This window comes from Pseudazoarcus pumilus (assembly GCF_002872475.1).
GTDB classification, from domain to species: domain Bacteria; phylum Pseudomonadota; class Gammaproteobacteria; order Burkholderiales; family Rhodocyclaceae; genus Pseudazoarcus; species Pseudazoarcus pumilus.
Map to the genome: position 1 here is coordinate 136,223 of NZ_CP025682.1, position 18,236 is coordinate 154,458.

At 65.7% G+C, this 18,236-nt stretch carries 12 protein-coding genes; 10 read left to right on the plus strand and 2 right to left on the minus strand.

Annotation, left to right across the window (positions count from 1 at the left end; translation table 11 throughout):
- Positions 1–5 precede the first annotated feature (5 nt).
- The 6 genes from pilQ to C0099_RS00725 all read left to right on the plus strand — a co-directional run bounded on the left by pilQ (position 6) and on the right by C0099_RS00725 (position 11,345).
- The gene (pilQ, locus tag C0099_RS00700; protein ID WP_173768936.1) at positions 6–2,168 is read left to right on the plus strand and encodes a type IV pilus secretin PilQ family protein; all 2,163 of its coding nucleotides are present in this window, start codon (positions 6–8) and stop codon (positions 2,166–2,168) included.
- A gap of 41 nt (positions 2,169–2,209) precedes the next feature.
- Complete coding sequence (locus tag C0099_RS00705) at positions 2,210–2,773, plus strand: shikimate kinase (RefSeq protein WP_269807776.1); 564 nt, start codon at positions 2,210–2,212, stop codon at positions 2,771–2,773.
- Positions 2,745–3,827: a 3-dehydroquinate synthase gene (gene aroB, locus C0099_RS00710; protein ID WP_102245656.1), complete on the plus strand. Its 1,083-nt coding sequence runs from the start codon at positions 2,745–2,747 to the stop codon at positions 3,825–3,827. Before C0099_RS00705 ends, aroB begins: the two co-directional genes overlap by 29 nt.
- Positions 3,824–4,948, plus strand: coding sequence for a deoxyguanosinetriphosphate triphosphohydrolase (locus C0099_RS00715; RefSeq protein ID WP_102245657.1), 1,125 nt, complete (start codon positions 3,824–3,826; stop codon positions 4,946–4,948). The genes aroB and C0099_RS00715 overlap by 4 nt, the downstream gene beginning before the upstream one ends.
- A 256-nt stretch (positions 4,949–5,204) precedes the next feature.
- Positions 5,205–9,878: a glutamate synthase-related protein gene (locus C0099_RS00720; protein ID WP_102245658.1), complete on the plus strand. Its 4,674-nt coding sequence runs from the start codon at positions 5,205–5,207 to the stop codon at positions 9,876–9,878.
- Positions 9,879–9,881: 3 nt separating this feature from the next.
- Positions 9,882–11,345, plus strand: coding sequence for a glutamate synthase subunit beta (locus tag C0099_RS00725; RefSeq protein ID WP_102245659.1), 1,464 nt, complete (start codon positions 9,882–9,884; stop codon positions 11,343–11,345).
- 70 nt (positions 11,346–11,415) lie between these two features.
- Here the strand turns inward: C0099_RS00725 and C0099_RS00730 are convergent, their stop codons facing one another.
- A complete protein-coding gene (locus C0099_RS00730; RefSeq protein WP_228151619.1) occupies positions 11,416–12,387 on the minus strand; it encodes an NAD(P)/FAD-dependent oxidoreductase in 972 nt (323 codons plus the stop codon).
- Positions 12,384–12,830, minus strand: coding sequence for a DUF3429 domain-containing protein (locus C0099_RS00735; RefSeq protein ID WP_102245660.1), 447 nt, complete (start codon positions 12,828–12,830; stop codon positions 12,384–12,386). The genes C0099_RS00730 and C0099_RS00735 overlap by 4 nt, the downstream gene beginning before the upstream one ends.
- Positions 12,831–13,428: 598 nt before the next feature.
- Here C0099_RS00735 and C0099_RS00740 point away from each other — a divergent pair.
- The 4 genes from C0099_RS00740 (at position 13,429) to C0099_RS00755 (ending at position 18,166) form a co-directional block, all read left to right on the plus strand.
- Complete coding sequence (locus C0099_RS00740; RefSeq protein ID WP_102245661.1) at positions 13,429–14,604, plus strand: ABC transporter substrate-binding protein; 1,176 nt, start codon at positions 13,429–13,431, stop codon at positions 14,602–14,604.
- A gap of 135 nt (positions 14,605–14,739) precedes the next feature.
- Positions 14,740–15,615 (plus strand): branched-chain amino acid ABC transporter permease, encoded by an 876-nt coding sequence (locus tag C0099_RS00745; RefSeq protein ID WP_102245662.1) that lies wholly within the window; start codon positions 14,740–14,742, stop codon positions 15,613–15,615.
- Entirely contained in the window at positions 15,612–17,441 is a 1,830-nt protein-coding gene (locus C0099_RS00750; protein ID WP_102245663.1) for a branched-chain amino acid ABC transporter ATP-binding protein/permease, read from the plus strand. The genes C0099_RS00745 and C0099_RS00750 overlap by 4 nt, the downstream gene beginning before the upstream one ends.
- The gene (locus C0099_RS00755) at positions 17,438–18,166 is read left to right on the plus strand and encodes an ABC transporter ATP-binding protein (RefSeq protein ID WP_102245664.1); all 729 of its coding nucleotides are present in this window, start codon (positions 17,438–17,440) and stop codon (positions 18,164–18,166) included. Before C0099_RS00750 ends, C0099_RS00755 begins: the two co-directional genes overlap by 4 nt.
- Positions 18,167–18,236 lie beyond the last annotated feature (70 nt).

Below are 18,236 nucleotides of genomic sequence, written 5' to 3' on the forward strand. Positions count from 1 at the left end.
AATCGATGAAACCTCAAACCATGATGGCGCTGTGCGCGGCCGTCGGCATGCTCGGGCTGCTCGCACCCGCGCAAGTCACTGCCCAGGCGCAATCCGGGCAGAGTGCATCGCAGGCGGCCGCCGACAATCGCCTGCGCGACTTCAGCATCGCCGAGCAGGGCGGCACGCTCTACCTGCGCCTGGATTTCGAGCGCCCGCTCGAGGCCGTCCCGGCGCACTTCAGCGTCAACGAGCCGGCGCGCATCGCCTACGATTTTCTGAACACCCGCAACACGCTGGGTCGCGTGCAGCAGACCGTCAACCGGGGCGACCTGCGTTCGGTCAACATCGTCGAGGCCGGTGGGCGTACGCGCCTGGTGCTCAACCTGTCGCGCCTGCCCGCTTACGACGCGAAGATCGAAGGCAACCAGCTCGTCATCGCGCTCGCGCCGGCCGCGCGTCCCGAGGCCGGCGGCAGCCCGGCGACCGCCACCGTGCAGGCGCTGGCGAACTTCTCGGCCGCGCCCGGTGGCGAAGAGGTCGCGCGCAGCATCCAGGACGTGACCTTCCGTCGCGGCGAGGGCGGCGAGGGCCGTGTCGTCGTGCAGTTGTCGAGCGCGGATACGGCGGTCAATGTGTTCCGTCAGGGCTCCAACCTGGTGGTGGATTTCTCCGACACCCAGCTTCCGGAGCATCTGCAGCGCCGCTCCGACGTGACCGATTTCGGCACCCCGATCTCCACCATGATCGCCCAGCCGCAGGGTGACAACGCGCGCGTGACGGTGGTCCCCAACGGCCTGTGGGAGCATAGCGCCTATCAGACCGAGAGCCAGTTCGTACTCGAGGTGCGCCGTCTCGTCGAGGACCCGAACCGCCTCGTGCAGACCGGCGGGCGCGAGGAGTACGCCGGCGAGAAACTGTCGCTCAACTTCCAGAACGTCGAGATCCGCTCGGTGCTGCAGGTGATCGCCGACTTCACCGATTTCAACATCGTCACCAGCGACTCGGTGCAGGGCAACCTGACCCTGCGCCTGAACGACGTGCCCTGGGACCAGGCGCTGGACATCATCCTGCAGGCCAAGGGTCTGGACAAGCGGCGCACTGGCAACGTGATCTGGATCGCGCCGACCGGCGAGCTGGCCGCGCGCGAGCGCCAGCAGCTCGAAGCGCAGGCGCAGCGCGGCGACCTCGAACCGCTGGTCACCGAAAGCTTCCAGATCAACTACCACAACGCCAAGGAGATCTTCGAGTTCCTCAAGAGCAAGGACCAGACCGTGCTCTCCTCGCGCGGCAGCGTGGTGGTCGACGAGCGCAGCAACAAGGTCTTCGTCACCGACGTGTCCTCGCGCCTGGACGCGCTGCGTCGCCTGATCCAGGAGATCGACACCGCGCCGCGTCAGGTGCTGATCGAGGCGCGCGTGGTCGAGGCCAACAAGGACTTCGCGCGCGATCTGGGTGTGCGCATGAATTTCGGCAATGTCCCGCGTGAGAATGCGGCCGGCGAAACCGTCAATTCCGGCGTCGGCAACCTCGGCCGAGGTGCGCGCGGCGGCATCGGCCGCTTCGACCCGTCCACGGGCCTGCTCACGAGCGACGGTGGCAGCACCGGCGGCGCCTCGCCGGTGGCGAGTTTCTCGATCCTGAATCTGGCGCTGTTCAACAGCTCCGCGACGCGCTTCCTCAATCTCGAACTCGCCGCGCTGGAGCAGGACGGGCGCGGGCGGGTGGTCTCCAGCCCGCGCGTGCTCACCGCCAACCAGGTCGAGGCCAGCATCGAGCAGGGCACCGAAATTCCCTACCGCAAGGAGACCAGTTCCGGTGCGACCAGCGTGGAGTTCAAGAAGGCTGTGCTGAGTCTCAAGGTGCGCCCGCAGATCACGCCCGACGGGCGCGTGCAGTTGCGTGTGCAGGTCAACAAGGATCGCCCGCTGTTCCAGGCCGACATCACCGAGCCGGCGATCGACACCAAGAACGTGCAGACCGAGGTCCTCGTCGACAACGGCGGCACGGTGGTCATCGGCGGCATCTACGAGGAAGAGGACTCCACCACGGTCGCGCGCGTACCGCTGCTCGGCGAGATTCCGGTGCTCGGCGCGCTGTTCCGCAACACGCGGCGGGTGTCCAACCGCAAGGAATTGCTGGTCTTCATCACGCCCCGCATCGTCTCGGATTCACTGACCCTGCGCTGATGCGGTATAAGACACCCTTCCGGGTTTGACGGATCGGCGTCGTGGTGCAAGCGAATGACGGACCCATCGTGCTGGTGGGGATGATGGGGGCGGGCAAGAGTACGGTCGGGCGTGAATACGCCCGGCGTCACGGACTCGAGTTCATCGACTGCGACCACGAACTCGAGGCGCGTACCGGCGTCAAGATCGCGACCATTTTCGAGATCGAGGGCGAGGCGGGCTTTCGCAAGCGCGAGTCGCAGCTCGTCGAGGAACTGGCCGCACGATGCGACATCGTGCTGGGCACCGGCGGCGGCGTGGTGCTCAACCCGGACAACCGCGCGCTGCTCAGAGGGCGTGGTATCGTCGTCTATCTGAACGTGCCGCCGCGCGTACTGTGGGAACGCACCCGCCACGACCGCAGCCGACCCCTGCTGCAGGTGCCCAACCCGCGCGAACGCATCGAATCCCTGTATCGCCAGCGAGACCCGCTGTACCGCGAGGTCGCCGATATCGTCGTCGATGGCAATCGCGGCAGTCCGTCGGGGATGGTGCGCCAGCTCGAGGCGGCGATCGATAAATTCCGGCAGAAGCGAAATGCGCACACTGAATGTCGCCCTGGGTGACCGGGCCTACCCCATCCACATCGGCCGCGGCCTGCTCGACGACGCGAGCCTGATCACGCCGCATCTGAAGACGCAGCGCGCCTTCGTCGTCACCAACGACGTCGTCGCCCCGCTGTATCTGGAGCGCCTGCGCGCCACGCTCGCAGGCGCAGGCGTGCGTGTCGACCATGTCGTGCTGCCCGATGGCGAGATGCACAAGGACTGGGCGACGCTCAATCGGGTCTTCGACGCGCTGCTCGAAACCCGCTGCGAGCGCTCGACCACGCTGGTCGCGCTCGGCGGCGGCGTCATCGGCGACATGGGCGGATTCGCCGCGGCCACCTACCAGCGCGGCATGCCCTTCATCCAGATTCCCACCACCCTGCTCGCGCAGGTCGATTCTTCGGTCGGCGGCAAGACCGCGATCAACCATCCGCTGGGCAAGAACATGATCGGCGCCTTCTACCAGCCGCGCCTGGTGCTGGCCGATCTCGACACATTGAACACGCTGCCCGACCGCGAACTCTCGGCGGGGCTGGCCGAAGTCATCAAGTACGGCCTGATCCGTGACTTCGAACTGTTCGAGTGGCTCGAAGCCAACATCGAGCGTCTGCTCGCGCGCGAGCCCGAGGCCATGGCGCACGCGATTGAGCGATCCTGCGCCAACAAGGCCGAGATCGTCGCGCTCGACGAGACCGAACAGGGCGTGCGCGCACTGCTCAACCTCGGCCACACCTTCGGCCACGCCATCGAGGCCGGCATGGGCTACGGCCAATGGCTGCACGGCGAGGGCGTGGCCGCCGGCACCCTCATGGCGGCGACGCTGTCGGCGCGCATGGGGATGATCGGTGGCGCTGACGTGAAGCGCATCGCCGCTCTGTTCGAGCGTGCGCGCCTGCCGGTTCGCGGCCCGGACCTCGCCACCGAGCGTTACCTCGACCTGATGGCCAGCGACAAGAAGGTCGAAGACGGTCAGTTGCGCCTGATCCTGCTCGAAGCCATCGGGCGCGCGACCATCCGTGGCGACGCGCCGGTGGACGACATCCGCGCCGCGATCGAGACCTGCTGCGCATGAGGGCGCTGGCGGCCTGGGCGGTGAGCGAGGCGAATTCGGCCGGGCGACGCCACGCCGAGCCGGGGCCAAACGAGCGCAGCGAATTCCAGCGCGACCGTGATCGCATCATCCATTCCACCGCCTTCCGCCGGCTCGAGTACAAGACCCAGGTCTTCGTGAATCACGAGGGTGACCTGTTCCGCACGCGGCTCACGCACAGCCTCGAGGTGGCGCAGATCACGCGCAACATCGCGCGCGCGCTCGATCTCAACGAGGATCTGGCCGAGGCCATCGCCCTCGCCCACGATCTGGGTCACACGCCCTTCGGCCATGCCGGGCAGGATGCGCTCAACGAATGCATGAAGCCCTACGGGGGGTTCGAGCACAACCTGCAGTCGCTGCGCACGGTCGACGAACTGGAAGAACGCTATGCCGCCTTCCAGGGGCTCAACCTGATGTTCGAGACGCGCGAGGGCATCCTCAAGCACTGCTCGCGACCCAATGCCGAGCGTCTCGGCGATGTCGGTCGCCGATTTCTCGAAGGCACGCAGCCCTCGCTCGAAGGACAGCTGGCCAATCTCGCCGACGAGATTGCCTACAACAACCACGACGTCGACGACGGCCTGCGCTCGGGCCTGATCACGCTCGAACAGCTCGACGACATTGCGCTCTTCGCCGAACGCCGCCGCCGCGTCGAGACCGAATGGCCGGGGCTGGAGGGCCGGCGCCTGATCCACGAGACGATCCGGCGCATGATCAACGACACGGTGATCGATCTCATCGGCACCACGCGTGCCAACGTCGCCGCGGCCGGCGTCGCGAGCCTCGACGACGTGCGCCGCGCCGGCCGTCTTGTGGCCTATTCGCCGCAGATGGCTGCCGCGCTCCAGGAACTCAAGCGCTTTCTGCGCGAGAACCTGTACTGGCATTACCAGGTGCTGCGCATGACCAACAAGGCGCGGCGCATCCTCGAGGACCTGTTCTCGGCCTTCATGGCCGATCCCCGCCTCTTGCCCCCGCAGTATCAGCACCGCGCGCGCGACGATACGCCGCGCGCGATCGCCGACTACATCGCGGGCATGACCGACCGCTACGCCATCCGCGAGCACCGGCGGCTCTTCGCGGTGGGTGAAATCCATTGATTCGTCATGGACTTGGCGGGGCTCGGGCAAAGCGCCATGGGCCTTGAATCGGCCAGGCGATGGCGGTATAGTCGCAAACCCGCCAAAAGTACCAAGAGGCCCGTGTCAGCGCTCCGGATCGGTTTCGGACAAGCGCGAAAACACCGGCCGTTTTTGTGCGCCTTCCGGTTTCCTGCGGTGATTCACGCGCGGCACTGACCGCCTATCGCCCGATTCCGACTGCGCCGGTGAAACAGACGTTTTGAGGAATCGCGTGATGGATCTCCCGAGCAAGCAGGGCCTGTACGACCCGGCCAATGAACATGACGCCTGCGGCGTCGGTTTCGTCGCCCACATCAAGGGCAAGCAGACTCACGAGATCGTGCTGCAGGGCCTGGAAATCCTCAAGAACCTGGACCATCGCGGTGCGGTCGGTGCCGACCTGCTGCAGGGCGACGGCGCCGGCATCCTGATCCAGATTCCGGATGCCTTGTACCGCGACGAGATGGCCGCCGCCGGCGTGACGCTGCCGGCCGCCGGCGAGTACGGCGTGGGCATGGTCTTCCTGCCCAAGGAACGCGCCTCGCTGCTGGCCTGTGAAGGCGAGATCGAGCGCGCCGTGCGCGCCGAGGGCCAGAAGGTCCTGGGCTGGCGCGACGTGCCGGTCAACCGCGACATGCCGATGTCGCCTGCGGTGCGTGCCAAGGAGCCGGTGATCCGCCAGATCTTCGTCGGTCGCGGCGACGACGTGATGGTGCCCGAGGCGCTCGAGCGCAAGCTCTACATCGCGCGCCGCCGCGCGGCCAACGCCATCCGTGGCCTGCAGCTCGAACACGGCAAGGAGTTCTACTTCGTGTCGATGTCGGCGCGCACGGTCAACTACAAGGGCCTGCTGCTCGCCAACCAGGTCGGTGAGTTCTACTCCGATCTGGTCGACCCGCGCGCGATCTCCGCGCTGGCGCTGGTGCACCAGCGTTTCTCGACCAACACCTTCCCGGAATGGAGCCTCGCCCATCCGTTCCGCTACATCGCCCACAACGGCGAGATCAACACGCTGCGCGGCAACTACAACTGGATGCGCGCGCGCGAAAAGGGCGTGGCCTCGCCGCTGCTCGGTGCCGATCTCGAAAAGATCTGGCCGCTGATCTATGCCGGCCAGTCCGACTCGGCGGCGTTCGACAACGCGCTCGAACTGCTCGTGATGGCCGGCTACTCGCTGGCGCATGCGGTGATGATGATGATCCCCGAGGCGTGGGAGTCGCACACCCACATGGAAGAGAAGCGCCGCAATTTCTACGAGTACCACGCGGCGATGATGGAGCCGTGGGACGGTCCGGCCGCCGTGGCCTTCACCGACGGCGTGCAGATCGGCGCCACGCTCGACCGCAACGGCCTGCGCCCGGCGCGCTATCTGGTCACCGACGACGATCTGGTGGTGATGGCCTCGGAATCCGGCGTGCTGCCGATTCCCGAGAGCAGGATCGTCAAGAAGTGGCGCCTGCAGCCGGGCCGCATGTTCCTGATCGACATGGAACAGGGCCGCATCATCGACGACGACGAACTCAAGGAGCAGCTCGCCACCGCCAAGCCCTACGGGGACTGGCTGAGCCGCATCAACATCAAGCTCGACGGCCTCGACCTGCCGGGCGAAGTCGCCCAGCCCGAGAGCGCCGTGTCGCTGCTCGACCGCCAGCAGGCCTTCGGCTTCACGCAGGAAGACATCCGCTTCATTCTCGAGCCGATGGGCAAGGCCGGCGAGGAAGCCAGCGGCTCGATGGGCAACGACACCCCGCTGGCCGTGCTGTCCTCGCGCGAGAAGCCGCTGTACAACTACTTCCGCCAGCTCTTCGCTCAGGTTACCAACCCGCCGATCGACCCGATCCGCGAACAACTGGTGATGTCGCTGGTGTCCTTCATCGGGCCCAAGCCAAACCTGCTCGAGATCAACGAGATCAACCCGCCGTTCCGCCTCGAGGTCAGCCAGCCGGTGCTCGACTTCGACGGCATGGCCAAGATCCGCAACATCTCGCGCTACACCAAGGACAAGTTCCGCTCCTTCGAGCTCGACGTGTGCTATCCGATCGAGTGGGGCAACGAGGGCGTCGAGGCGCGTCTGGCCTCGCTGTGCGCCGAGGCCGAGGACGCGGTCCACAACGGCTACAACATCCTGATCGTGTCCGATCGCCGCATGGACCGCGAGAATGTCGCGATTCCGGCGCTGCTCGCGCTCTCCGCCATCCACCAGCATCTGGTCACCAAGGGCCTGCGCACGCGCGCCGGCCTGGTCGTCGAGACCGGTTCGGCGCGCGAGGTGCATCACTTCGCCGTGCTCGCTGGCTACGGCGCCGAGGCCGTGCATCCCTACCTCGCGCTGGAGACCCTGCAGGCGCTGTCCGGCAGCGCCGAGGAAGGCACCAAGGCGATTGCCCACTTCGTCAAGGCGATCGGCAAGGGCCTGCTCAAGGTCATGTCCAAGATGGGCATCTCGACCTACATGTCCTATACCGGCGCGCAGATCTTCGAGGCGGTCGGCCTGCAGCAGAGCTTCGTCGACAAGTACTTCACCGGCACCACCAGCCAGGTCGAGGGCATCGGCGTGTTCGAGGTCATGGAAGAGACCATCCGCCTGCACCTGAAGGCCTTCAGCGCCGATCCGGTGCTCGAGAACATGCTCGACGCGGGCGGTGAGTACGCCTGGCGCGTGCGTGGCGAGGAGCACATGTGGACGCCGGACGCGATCGCCAAGCTGCAGCATTCGACGCGTGCCGGCCACTACGACTCCTACAAGGAGTACGCCGCGATGATCAACGACCAGAGCAAGCGTCACATGACGCTGCGCGGTCTGTTCGACTTCCGGCGCGCGCCCGAGCCGATCCCGATCGACGAGGTCGAACCGGCCAAGGAGATCGTCAAGCGCTTTGCCACCGGCGCGATGTCGCTGGGTGCGATCTCGACCGAGGCGCACACCACGCTCGCGCTGGCGATGAATCGCATCGGCGGCAAGTCCAACTCGGGCGAGGGTGGCGAGGACCCGATGCGCTTCAAGCCGGTCACGCAGGCCATCCGCCTGTCGCAGGTGATCGGCCCGAACGTGGTCGAGGCCGACCTCGACCTGCAGCCGGGCGACAGCCTGCGGTCGGCGATCAAGCAGGTCGCCTCGGGCCGCTTCGGCGTGACCACCGAGTATCTGGTCAATGCCGACCAGATCCAGATCAAGATGGCCCAGGGCGCCAAGCCCGGCGAGGGCGGCCAGCTGCCCGGCCACAAGGTGTCCGAATACATCGGCTTCCTGCGTCACTCGGTGCCCGGTGTCGGCCTGATCTCGCCGCCGCCGCACCACGACATCTATTCGATCGAGGATCTGGCGCAGCTCATCCACGATCTGAAGAACGCCAACCCGGCTGCCGCCGTGTCGGTCAAGCTGGTCTCCGAGATCGGTGTCGGCACCATCGCCGCCGGTGTGTCCAAGGCCAAGGCCGATCACCTGGTGATCGCCGGCCATGACGGCGGTACCGGTGCCAGCCCGCTGTCGTCGATCAAGCACGCCGGCTCACCGTGGGAGCTGGGCCTGGCCGAGACGCAGCAGACGCTGGTCCTGAACCGCCTGCGCGGTCGCATCCGCGTGCAGGTCGACGGCCAGATGAAGACCGGTCGCGACGTCATCGTCGGCGCGCTGCTCGGGGCCGACGAGTTCGGCTTCTCGACTGCGCCGCTGGTCGTCGAGGGCTGCATCATGATGCGCAAGTGCCACCTGAACACCTGCCCGGTGGGTGTGGCCACCCAGGATCCGGTGCTGCGCAAGAAGTTCACCGGCCAGCCCGAGCACGTCGTCAATTACTTCTTCTACGTCGCCGAGGAAGCGCGCGAGATCATGGCCGAACTGGGCATCCGCAAGTTCGATGACCTGATCGGCCGCGCCGACCTGCTCGACATGAAGCCGGGCATCTCGCACTGGAAGGCGCGCGGCCTGGACTACTCGCGCATCTTCTACTGCCCGCCGGTCGAGGCCAGCGTCGCGCGCCACCACGCCGAGACGCAGGACCACGGTCTGGACAAGGCGCTCGACCGCAAGCTCATCGAGCTCGCCAAGCCGGCGCTCGAGCGTGAGGAGCGCGTCGAGATCGATCTGCCGGTCAACAACGTCAACCGCACGGTCGGCGCGATGCTCTCCGGGCGCGTGGCCGAGAAGTACGGCCACAAGGGTCTGCCCACCGACACCATCCACGTCAAACTCACCGGCACGGCCGGGCAGAGCTTCGGGGCCTTCCTGTCCCGCGGCGTGATGCTCGATCTGCACGGCGAGGCCAACGACTACGTCGGCAAGGGGCTGTCGGGCGGTCGCATCGTGGTGCGTCCGGTCGGCGAATTCCGTGGCGAGACGACCACCAACATCATCGTCGGCAACACCGTGCTGTACGGGGCGATCGAAGGCGAGGTGTATTTCGCCGGCGTCGGCGGAGAGCGCTTCGCCGTGCGCAACTCCGGCGCCACCGCCGTGGTCGAGGGCGTGGGCGACCACGGTTGCGAGTACATGACCGGCGGCACCGTCGTCGTGCTCGGCCACACCGGTCGCAACTTCGCCGCCGGCATGTCCGGTGGCGTGGCCTACGTGCTCGACGAGAAGGGTGATTTCGACACGCGCTGCAACATGGCGCAGGTCGCGCTCGAGCCCATGCTCGACGAGATCGAGGCACGCAAGGGGTCGGAGTCGGGCGACGAGCTCGAGTCGCACGGTCGCGTCGAGATCGACCACCTCGAGATGGGCGACGAGCTCATCCTCAAGGGGCTCATCGAACGTCATCTGCGCTTTACCGGCAGTCCGCATGCGAAGAAGATCCTCGAGCAGTGGGGCGACTACCGCTCGAAGTTCGTCAAGGTCATGCCCAACGAATACCGCCGCGCGCTGGGCGAAATCGCCGAACAGCGCCAGAAGCAACTGGAGGCCGCATAACAAATGGGAAAGCCAACCGGATTTCTTGAGTACGAGCGTCTGTCCGAGGCCTACGAGCCCGTACCCGAGCGCGTGAAGAAGTATCGCGAGTTCGTGCTGCGTCTGACCGACGAGCAGACCGCGATCCAGGGTGCGCGCTGTATGGACTGTGGCATTCCTTTCTGCAACAGCGGCTGTCCGGTCAACAACATCATTCCGGACTTCAACGACCTCGTGTACCGCAACCAGTGGTTCGAGGCCATCCGCGTGCTGCACTCGACGAACAACTTTCCCGAGTTCACCGGCCGCATCTGCCCCGCCCCGTGTGAGGCCGCATGCACGCTCAACATCAACGACGATGCGGTGGGCATCAAGTCGATCGAGCACGCCATCATCGACAAGGCCTGGGAAGAAGGCTGGGTCAAGCCCGAGCCGCCGGCGGCGAAGAACGGCAAGAAGGTCGCCGTGGTCGGCTCCGGTCCGGCGGGTCTGGCCGCCGCGCAGCAACTCGCGCGCGAAGGCTACGATGTCACCGTGTTCGAGAAGAATGACGCCATCGGTGGCCTGCTGCGCTATGGCATCCCCGACTTCAAGATGGAAAAGCACCTGATCGACCGCCGCGTCGAACAAATGGAGGCCGAAGGCGTGAGCTTCCGCGCCGGCGTCGTCGTCGGGCATGACGACATGCCTGCAGGCATCGCCAACGACGCCAGGGAGATGGTCAGCGCCGAGCAATTGAAGAAGGATTTCGACGCGGTGATCCTCGCCGGTGGCTCGGAAGTGCCGCGCGACCTGCCGGTTCCCGGGCGCGAGCTCGATGGCGTGCATTTCGCGATGGAGTTCCTGGTGCCGCAGAACCGGGAGGTGGCCGGCGGTCCGGCCAACCCGATCTCCGCCACCGGAAAACATGTCGTCGTCATCGGCGGCGGCGACACCGGCTCCGACTGTGTGGGCACGTCCAATCGCCACGGCGCTGCCTCGGTGACGCAGTTCGAACTGATGCCGATGCCGCCCGAAGAGGAAGACAAGCTCATGACCTGGCCGTACTGGCCGGTCAAGCTGCGCACCTCGTCCTCGCACGAGGAAGGCTGCGAACGCGACTTCGCCGTCGCCACCAAGGAATTCGTCGGCGAAAACGGCAAGGTCACCACCCTGCGTGCCTGCCGCGTCGAGTGGAAGGACGGCCGCATGGTCGAGGTGCCGGGTTCGGAGTTCGAACTCAAGGCCGATCTGGTGCTGTTCGCGATGGGCTTCACCCATCCGGTCGGCGGCCTGCTCGACGCCTTCGGCGTGGAGAAGGACGGCCGCGCCAACGCCAAGGCAACGACCGATGGCGAGGGCTGCTACAAGACCAATGTCGACAAGGTCTTCGCCGCCGGCGACGTGCGCCGCGGCCAGAGCCTCGTCGTTTGGGCAATCAGGGAAGGGCGTCAAGCCGCCCGCGCCGTGGATGAGTACATCATGGGTGAGAGCCTGCTGCCCCGCTGAGGCGGCACGCACAACGAGTTCTTCACGCGCTGCAGTACGGACGACGGACCCGCAAGGGTCCGTTTTCCGTTTACCCCGCGAGAATGTGCTCGGCGAGCTTGCGCCCGGACAGCCAGGCGCCCTCGATGCGTCCGCCCATCAGCCAGTCGCCGGCCAGCCCGATGCGTGCGTCGGCGTCCCATTGTGCTCCGATGACCGGCGCGTCCGGACTGTGGGCGAAACGCCAGCGATGAAGTACCCAGTCGTCGGGTGGCGGTGCCCCCAGGTCGCCGAAGGCGCGGAGCATGGATGTGGCGATGCGCGCCAGTTCGACTTCGCTCTCGCCGCCCAGATCGCCTTCGACCGGCGCATGCAGAAGCCAGGTGTGTCCGTCGGGTCGATCCGGCTTGGATGAGTCGCGCGCGACCCAGCTCAGGGCCCCGTGGTTGACGAAGGCCGCGTCGAAATCCAGCCGAGGGTCGTTGTCGAAGCGTGCAATCAATGCCCAGCAGCCGTGCATGGGCGCATCGGCCGCGACCTGTGCCAGCTCGCTCGCGACGGATGCGAGCATCGCAGAGGCTTGCGGTGCCGGTACGGTCACGACGACGCCGGAGTAGGGTTCGAGCCGGCCGTGTTCCTCGGTGTCGAGGAGCCAGTCTTCAACATCATGGGCCAGCGCCGTCACCCGCGTGTTCTCGCGCAGCGAAAGGCCCGCGGCCAGATGGCGCCCCAGCGTCGACATGCGTGGCCGTGCCACGAAGCGCTTTTCGTCGGAGATCCTGGGATGCATCCGCGTGCCGTCGAAGACGGCCAGGCGCGGTGTCCATGTGGCGACGACACCGGTTTCGAGCCAGCGCTCGACCTCGGCGACGAAGTCTGGATCGCGCGCGGTGAAATACTGTGCGCCGTGATCGCACTGCCAGCCATCGCCGCCGCATGTCCCGGCGCGGCCGCCCGGGCTGCGCGATTTCTCGATGACTTCCACTGGCACACCGGCTTCGCGCAGCCGCACGGCGCAACTCAAACCGGCGATGCCGGCGCCGATGATTGCGATGGGCCTCACAGAAATCCTGCGACGATGACCAGGCTCGCCACAGCACCGAAGCTCAGCGGCGTGCGCAGGTGCAGATACCAGGCGGGTAGTTCGCGGTGACGCGCCATCAGCATGTCGGCGAGCTGATGGACGGCCAGCAGCGCGGCGACGACCAGCAGCCCGGCGCGCACCGGCAGCAGCAAGGCCACCCAGGCGCCCAACGCCGGCACCACCGACCACGCCATCAGCCGTCCGCGGTAGGCGTCAGAATGCGATTGCAGCAGTGTTGCAAAGCCCCAGTGCAGCGCGCCGACGAAGCTCAGGATGACCGCGCCATAGGCCAGCAGTGCGAACGACCACATCGCCGCATTCGCTGAATCGGCCAGCGTCGCCGCGGCCAGCACGATGAAGGGAATCAGGCCGCCAAAGCCCAGCCAGCGGGCGGGAGCGGGAATCGTTGAACTGGCGTGCATTTGAGCTTCCTCGGCTATTTAGGTGCGACACCCGCGTCACTGCACCAAAGAAGTGATGACGGATGCCCGCAGCGTGTTTCAGATGCACCTTTGAAGTGCGTGCGAGTGCGTCGAAGCGCTTCGATGGAGTGCGAACTGCTTGATCCAGTCCCCATGGGTGCCATCCGCTGCCTCGCCATGATGCGGGCGCAGCTGGGAAGGGTGCCGACGGGTCGCGAGAACCCACGCGTTTTATTGGCACGAGCGCGGTTTGTCTAGAACAGAAATTCGCTCGAAAGTTCGTTCTCGGACCGGTTGGTGTGTGGCGGAACGAGCGTCCGCACCTCAGGGATGGAGCGACGTTTGCCGCATGCACACATGATGCCCCGGGAGTCGCGCAAAAACCTGTGTACAAAAGACTTCAACGCAGCCGATTGAGGCCGCTGCGGGCATGTTCTTTGGAAGATTTGTGGTGTTTCCTCCAAACGTGGAACGGCAATTGCTTCTGTGTGTGTGCAGAACCGACAACAAAATTGTTCGCACTTCGGTTTGGCGCAGGTGAAGTTCGTGTCCACAAGAGTCGTTCCGGAAACGACTCCGTATTAGGAGATTCAGTGCAATGACTTCCAGAACAGTTCGTGGCCTGCTTGCAGCGGCCCTGGTTTCAGGTGGAACCCTCTCCCTTTCGGCGCATTCGTCCGAACCCTGTATCGGTGCGTCGCTGCCGATTACCGGCCCCACCGCATGGGCGGCCGAGTCGATTCGCATGGGTGCCGAAGTGGCGATCGCGGAGATCAACGCCGCGGGTGGCGTGCTCGGCAAGCCGCTGAGCTTCGTGACGTACGACGACGGTGGCCAGCCGCCGCGCGGCGTGGACAACGCACGTCGCATTGCCGAGGCCGACAACTGCATCGCCATGTTCGGCGGATGGCACTCGGGTGTAGCGCTGGCGGTGGTCGAGCCCGTGCATGAAGCCATGATGCCCTACATCGCGGTGATTTCGGCCGGTACCAAGATCACCGAGAACGGACGCGATCCCAACTACATGTTCCGCGTGTCGATGTTCGACCGCTGGCAGGCGCTGGCGTTGATCCGCAAGAGCAAGGAAGTGACCAAGAGCGGCGTGGTTGGCGTCATGTACGAGGACACCGGCTGGGGCCAGGGTGCGGTACCCGACCTGAAGGCGAGTGCAGAGGCCGAAGGCGCCACGGTCGGCGGCATGGAATCGTTCAAATGGGAAGACCGCGACATGACGGCGCAGTTGATGCGTCTGCGTGACGCCAAGGTCGACACCATCATCCTGTACTCGCGCGACCTCGAGGCCAACCAGATCCTGCGTTCGATGCAGCGCATCGGCTACAAGCCGACCATCGTCTCGGCCTGGGGCAACACCGGCACGCTCGGTGAGCTGGCAGGCGATCTCGCAGACGGCATGATCGTGCTGCAGACCTACTCGTGGATGGGTGATCTGGCCGAGCAGCCCAAGGCCGTGCTGGACACGATCATGAAGAACTACAAGCTCAAGTCGCCGGACGAGATCCGTCACGGCTCGGGTGCGGCCAACACCTACGACGCCGTCTACATCCTCGCCGAAGCCATCAAGAAGGCGGGCGAGTATGACCGCAGCAAGGTACGCGAGGCGCTCTACGACGTTCATCATCAGGGTATCGTGCAGAACTACTCGCCGGCCTTCGAGCCTGGTCGCCACAACGCCATCCTGCCGGAGAACTACGTCTGGACGGCGTGGCACGAGGGCCGCATCCTGCCGATCGAGCAGACCCCCTACGCCAACTGATCGCGTGTGCGGGCCGGCTGCGGCCGGCCCGCCTCCGCGTCACAAGATTTCAACGGTTTCACAACCCTTTCGGGCCGATGCCGTCCTGCACCGCGCGGACGCAGGGTGGCTGTGCGGCCGGGAATGAGAGGCGTCATGTCAGCCTACATCCAGTATCTGTTGTCCGGGATGGTCATCGGGGCGATCTACGCGATCGTCGCGCTGGGCTTCTACATCATGTGGTCGGCGGTGCGCGCGGTGAACTTCGCGCACGGCGACACGCTGATGATCGGTGCGGTGATCTCCGTCGCACTGATGTGGACCGGCATCCCGCTGTACTTCGGCATTCCGATCGCCATCGCCGTGGCCGCCGTGTTCGGCGTGATCATCGAGCGCATCGCGGTCAGGCCATTGAATCATGGGCCATCGTCGATCGGCTGGATGCTGTCGACCATCGCCATCGGCCTGATGATCGAGGCCTTCGTCACCATCACCTTCGGTTCCGACCCGCGTTCGCTGCCGTCGCCGTTGATGGACGAGCCGATCATCTTCATGGGCGCGGGCGTGTTCATGCACGAGCTGCTCATACCGGTGGCCGCGATCGGGCTGCTGTTCGCGCTCGACGGTTTCTACAAGCACACCATGCTCGGGCGCGGCATGCGCGCGGTCGCGCTCAACCCGATGGCCGCCGGCCTGATGGGCATCGACGTCAAGCGCGTCGCCTCGATCTCGTTCGCCGTGGCCGCCGCGCTCGGCGCGGTCGCGGGCATTCTCGCCGCGCCCATCGTGCAGGTGTCCGCGACGATGGGCCTGCTGCTCGGCCTCAAGGGCTTTCTGGTGGCCATCATCGCCGGCATGTCCAATGCGCGCGGCGTGGTCATCGTCGGCTTCGCCTACGGCATCCTCGAGCGTTTCGTCGAAGGCTTCGGCAGCACCGCCGCGCGCGAGGTTGTCGGCTTCAGCGTGATGATCCTGCTTCTGCTGATCTTTCCGAAAGGCATCTTCTCGCCGAAGGAGGTGCAAAAGGTATGAAGAACGCCATCAAGAACAATCCATTCCTGGTCATGGCCGCGCTGTTCGGGCTGGTCCTGATCCTCGCCCCCTGGCTGGTCGCCAACAGCTTCCAGTTGCGCGTCGTGATGCTGTTCATGATCTACGCCCTGGTCGCGATGGGGCTGAACATCCTGGTCGGTCTGGCGGGTCTGGTCTCGCTCGGCCAAGCCGGCATCTACGCGCTCGGCGCCTATGCCGTGGCGGTGCTCGCCACTTCCTACGGCTGGGGTTTCTTTCCGGCGATGCTGGCGGCGATCGTGCTGACCGCGATCTTCGGCATCGCGCTGGCCTATCCGACGGTGCGCGTGCGCGGCGTGTACCTCGCCGTGGTGACCATTGCCTTCGGCATGATCGTGCAGAACGTGGCGATCGACTGGCGCACCGTCACCGGCGGCACGCTGGGCATCTCCAACGTGCCGCGCATCGATTTCGGTTTCGGCGAACTCGGCACCGACGGCCTGTACGTGATGATCGCCATCGTCGTGTTCCTGGCCTTTCTGGTGCACCACAACGTGATGTACTCGCGCTTCGGCCGGTCGATGCGGGCGGTCTCGCAGTCGGAGGTCGCGGCCCGCGCGCTGGGGATCGACCCGACCGCGCGGCGCGTGTTCGCGTTCGTGATCTCGGCGGTGTATGCGGGCGTCGCAGGCGGGCTGTATGCCTATCTGAACCGCTACGTGAATCCGGACACCTTCTCGTTCTCGGACTCCATCCGTTTTCTGCTGATGGTGATCCTGGGCGGTTCCGGCACCACGCTCGGCCCCATCGTCGGCGCCGGTGTGCTGACCTGGATTCCCAACGTGCTGCAGGCCTTCGGCAAGTGGCAGTTGTTCGCCTACGGCGCCTTGCTGGCGGTCGTGATCTTCTTCCTGCCCCGGGGCATCGTTGGCACGGTCACCCACTGGATCGACGTGGCGCGCAATCGCAGCAACACGCGTGCGCGCACCCCGCAAGCCTGGCCCAGACCGTCGGATGAGGCCAATGCGTTGCTGCGGGTGGAGGGCAAGCACCATCACGGTGCAGTGCTGGCCACGTCCGGGCTGACCATCCGCTTCGGCGGCCTGGCCGCGGTGAGCGAAGTCGATGTCTCCATCGAGCGCGCCACCGTCCACGCCATCATCGGTCCCAACGGCGCCGGCAAGACCACCTTGCTCAACGCCTTGTCGGGGTTCTACAAACCGACCGAGGGCGAGGTGTTGCTGCGCGGTCATCCGATCGGTGGCACGCGCAGCGACCGCATCGCGCGCGACGGCCTCACGCGCACCTTCCAGAACACCGAGCTGTTCGCGGACATGACGCTGGAGGAAAACGTGCTGGTGGCCTTCGACTCGCGTTATCGCGGCGGGATCGCCACGGCGATGGCGCGGCTGCCCGGGCACTTCGGCGAGGAACGCCTGATGCGTGCGCGTGCGCGCATGCTGCTCGATTACGTTGGATTGGCCGACTACGCCGACGAGATCGCCCGCAATCTCGCCTTTGGTCATCAGCGTCGTCTCGAGATCGCACGCGCGTTGGCACTTTCGCCCGAAGTGCTGCTGCTCGACGAGCCGGCAGCCGGCCTGACGCATGCCGAGATCGACGATCTGATCGCGCTGATCCGCGACCTCAAGGCGCTCGGCATCACCATCGTGCTGGTCGAACACCACGTCGACATGATCATGGCGGTGTCGGACCACGTCACGGTCCTTGATTACGGTCAGGTCATCGCTTCCGGAACGCCCGATCAGGTGCAGGACGATCCGCGTGTCGTCGAGGCCTATTTCGGCACGGCGGCCGTCAATCCAAATGAGCAGGGGGCGCAATGACCCAGATGTTGCTGCGAATATCCGATCTGCAGGTCGCGTACGGACACGTTCAGGCCGTACGCGGTGTTTCGATCGAGGTCGGAGACGGTGATTTTGTTGCCGTCATCGGCTCCAATGGGGCGGGAAAGTCATCGACGATGAAGGCCTTGTCGGGGGTCGTCCAGCCGGTGGCCGGGCGCATCGAGTTCGACGGCGAGGACGTCACCGGCCAGCCTTCGCATGCGATGGTGCGGCGTGGCCTGGCGATGGTGCCCGAGGGGCGGCATGTGTTCTCGGACCAGACCGTCGAGGACAATCTGCGGGTTGGCGCTTTCGTGTTTTCGCGTGAGCCGGCAAAGGTCGAAGAGGCCATCGAGCATGCCTACGAACTGTTCCCACGTCTGGCTGAGCGTCGTGCCCAGCTCGCCGGCTCGCTGTCGGGTGGCGAACAGCAGATGCTGGCGATCGCGCGCGGGTTGGCATCGAGTCCGCGCCTGCTCGTCATCGACGAGCTTTCGCTGGGGCTGGCGCCGAAGATCCTCGAGATGCTGTTCCCGGTCCTGGTCGAACTCAACAAGGAGGGTCTGGCGGTGCTGCTCGTCGAGCAACTCGCCAACCAGGCGCTTGCCGTGTCGCGGCGCGCCTATGTGATGGAAAACGGTGTGGTGTCGATTTCAGGCGAATCCAGGGCTCTTGCGTCGGACCCGCGCGTAATGGAGGCCTACCTGGGCCGCCGCGGGCATTGACCGGAAGGACTTTGTTCATGCGAAGTGTAAGGCGAGCAAGCAATCTCCAGCCGTCGGGAGATTGCTTTGC

Bases quoted from the DNA above. Each gene is read 5' to 3' on its own strand.
- pilQ (WP_173768936.1), top strand. From the start codon at position 6: ATGAAACCTCAAACCATGATGGCGCTGTGCGCGGCCGTCGGCATGCTC.
- aroB (WP_102245656.1), top strand. From the start codon at position 2,745: ATGCGCACACTGAATGTCGCCCTGGGTGACCGGGCCTACCCCATCCAC.
- C0099_RS00715 (WP_102245657.1), top strand. From the start codon at position 3,824: ATGAGGGCGCTGGCGGCCTGGGCGGTGAGCGAGGCGAATTCGGCCGGG.
- C0099_RS00720 (WP_102245658.1), top strand. From the start codon at position 5,205: ATGGATCTCCCGAGCAAGCAGGGCCTGTACGACCCGGCCAATGAACAT.
- C0099_RS00725 (WP_102245659.1), top strand. From the start codon at position 9,882: ATGGGAAAGCCAACCGGATTTCTTGAGTACGAGCGTCTGTCCGAGGCC.
- C0099_RS00735 (WP_102245660.1), bottom strand. From the start codon at position 12,830: ATGCACGCCAGTTCAACGATTCCCGCTCCCGCCCGCTGGCTGGGCTTT.
- C0099_RS00740 (WP_102245661.1), top strand. From the start codon at position 13,429: ATGACTTCCAGAACAGTTCGTGGCCTGCTTGCAGCGGCCCTGGTTTCA.
- C0099_RS00745 (WP_102245662.1), top strand. From the start codon at position 14,740: ATGTCAGCCTACATCCAGTATCTGTTGTCCGGGATGGTCATCGGGGCG.
- C0099_RS00750 (WP_102245663.1), top strand. From the start codon at position 15,612: ATGAAGAACGCCATCAAGAACAATCCATTCCTGGTCATGGCCGCGCTG.
- C0099_RS00755 (WP_102245664.1), top strand. From the start codon at position 17,438: ATGACCCAGATGTTGCTGCGAATATCCGATCTGCAGGTCGCGTACGGA.